Source organism: Anabaena sp. UHCC 0253 (genome assembly GCF_009712085.1).
In the GTDB taxonomy this organism is placed as follows: Bacteria; Cyanobacteriota; Cyanobacteriia; order Cyanobacteriales; family Nostocaceae; genus Dolichospermum.
Genome location: NZ_VILD01000001.1, coordinates 493,227 through 495,603, shown reverse-complemented (window position 1 = coordinate 495,603; position 2,377 = coordinate 493,227). Strand labels below are relative to the sequence as shown.

At 37.3% G+C, this 2,377-nt stretch carries 3 protein-coding genes and 1 pseudogene; 3 read left to right on the top strand and 1 reads right to left on the bottom strand.

All coding sequences use genetic code 11. The features are described 5' to 3' along the window. Positions 1 to 186: pseudogene (locus FJR38_RS28015) on the top strand (PrsW family intramembrane metalloprotease); the annotation flags it as partial. An 82-nt stretch (positions 187 to 268) separates the two neighbouring features. Further along, a complete protein-coding gene (locus FJR38_RS02200) occupies positions 269 to 751 on the top strand; it encodes a hypothetical protein (protein ID WP_174763530.1) in 483 nt (160 codons plus the stop codon). Between the two features lie 16 nt (positions 752 to 767). On the opposite strand, the gene FJR38_RS02195 is transcribed toward FJR38_RS02200, so the two are convergent. Continuing rightward, positions 768 to 1,310 carry a DUF2231 domain-containing protein gene (locus FJR38_RS02195; protein WP_168535152.1) on the bottom strand — a complete coding sequence of 181 codons (543 nt, stop codon included), beginning with the start codon at positions 1,308 to 1,310 and terminating at the stop codon, positions 768 to 770. 283 nt (positions 1,311 to 1,593) lie between these two features. Between FJR38_RS02195 and FJR38_RS02190 the strand changes: the two genes are divergently transcribed. Continuing rightward, positions 1,594 to 2,377, top strand: a 784-nt coding sequence (locus FJR38_RS02190) for a hemerythrin domain-containing protein (RefSeq protein ID WP_168535150.1), incomplete at its 3' end; no start/stop codon positions are given.

Sequence of the window (2,377 nt, the reverse complement as noted above, 5' to 3'; positions counted from 1 at the left end):
GGATTGTTTCTTCTCAGTAGAAAACTTATGCCTTTGCGATGGGAGATTTTGTTAGAACAGGCAACTTCTTGGTTTATAATTAAACAAATATTGTTTTATCTTTTTCTAGGACTTTTGGCTTGGTTAATTTATCGCTACTTACGTACTTTAGCTCGGCGGCGATATCTTTTTCAGGAGAATTTCTAAAAAGTTTATTTGGATTGGCAAGGAACTTGGGATATTAGATTAATGTCTTTATTTAGATATTTAGGAATCTTCTATAATTACAATGTCAAAAACAGCGTTTATTACAGGAATTATAGTTACATTTAGCATTACAGCCGGAATTCCAGCAGTGGCTAATGCTCAACCAGCCTCACCGATTTTTGGAGATGTGACTATTAAACATCCATTTTCCCCAGATCCTTTGACAGTGCGGGGGATGAGTGGTGGTTCAATACCAGCCACCCAAATAGCTGGAAAAAAAGAAACACAACCAACCGGTCCATGTAAAGGATTTGTGGATCTTGCTCCAGATCACACTCTGAATCTGATCAGTAAATTTGATTACTTGAAATTAGTAGTCCAAAGTCCTGCTGACACGACAATGATTATCAAAGGACCTGGTGGAACTTGGTGTAATGATGATTTTGATGGCAAAAATCCCGGTATTGTGGGGGAATGGCTACCAGGAAAATACCAAATTTGGATTGGTTCTTACGAGAAAAATGATTATCTACCTTACACCTTACAAATTACGGAAGTTAAATAAATCAACATATTGATGGTTAGGGGTATTTCTTACTACCAGCACCTACTACGCCGATTTTATGACGATAAGAAAGTTCTGCTCCAAACCAACCAGTAATACTCGTTAATGTCCCCACCACCAGAGAAAGAAGCAAGCCCCAAGGGAGGATGTGTGACTCAGCATCTCCGAACCGCAAAATAAAGTTTAAGGTTGTGAAGATGAGAATAGAAAGGTTGAGAATCAGATGAGTCCAACCTGCAACGCGTTTACGGACTCGTTCAATCTGTAAAAAATCACTCATGCCAATTACTGAGGCGATGATACCAGTTACTAAACCTAATCCGATTAACCACAGAGAAGCCCTAGCCCAGAAGAAATCACGAGTTAACCAGTAACCAAAATCACTACCCAATGCTGCTGCTAGGAAGGCGATAGGAAAAATGATACTTAAAGGATGTAAGGGATGTCCAGCGATCGCTACTGTACTAGGTACTCCAGTATCTTGGTATTCTCTATCATTACTTTCAATAATTGGAGGAATATTCGGGAATGGTGTAGAAGTTGGTTCTGTACTATCCATGATTTATCTCCTTTGATTCAGCCGTCGAAATTAGCCAGCATATTATTTTCTATTTGAGAAAACTAAACATTAGATTTTATCTATCTAGCGATGGAATAAGAATTAATATTTTCTCTATCTTTAAATAGAAGGAAGTTAGATTTAACAGCACAAAGATAAATTTTTTAATCAGATTTTATATCTTCAGTTTATATAGTTATCGCTCAAAAGAAAGATGGAATCTACCTAGCATCTATGTCAATCTTAGTTTAGTAAAAAAATTCCTTTTGAGGAGAACACTAGAATGGTAGTCACTTTAGACGATACCAAACGTAATGCTATTGCCGTGAAATTGGCTGATATGAAATTACTCCAAGAGTTGCTCATTAATAATGAGGAACAATTTGCGAGAGATTGTACTGATGATGAGATTAGAGATAATTTTCGGAAAATGCTAGAAGATGACCGGAAAAATCAAGGAATTCTTGATACTGTAGTCATTCAGTATGGCATTCAAAAAAAACCTGATCAAACAGTCCAGAAAGTAGCAGAAACTGTCCGCCAATTCATGCAAAGTGATGACTTAAGTTTTTGGGAAAAAGTATTTCAGCATGAATTGTTAAAACATCAACAAGTAATGAATGGTTTGACAATTCATAAAGCCGCTCAGAGAGTTGGCGCTGATGTCATAACAGCAATTGGACCTTTAAATACGATTAATTTTGAGAACCGCGCCCATCAAGAACAACTGAAAGGAATTTTAGAAATTTTAGGTGTCCGGGAATTGACTGGACAAGATGCAGATCAAGGAATTTGGTCAAGAGTTCAAGATGCGATCTCTGCAATTAGTGGTGTAGTTGGTAGTGCTGTTACCCAAACCTCTGATAAACAGGATATGAATATCCAAGATATTATCCGCATGGATCATACAAAGGTGAATACCTTGTTTACAGAACTTTTGCAAAGCAATGATGCTCAAAAAATTCAAGAATACTTTGGGCAAATTTATAAGGATCTCCGTGTCCATGCAGCCGCGGAAGAAGAAGTTGTTTATCCCAGCGTCCGTTCTTTTTATGGTGATGCCAATA

Bases quoted from the DNA above. Each gene is read 5' to 3' on its own strand.
- FJR38_RS02195 (WP_168535152.1), bottom strand. From the start codon at position 1,310: ATGGATAGTACAGAACCAACTTCTACACCATTCCCGAATATTCCTCCA.
- FJR38_RS02200 (WP_174763530.1), top strand. From the start codon at position 269: ATGTCAAAAACAGCGTTTATTACAGGAATTATAGTTACATTTAGCATT.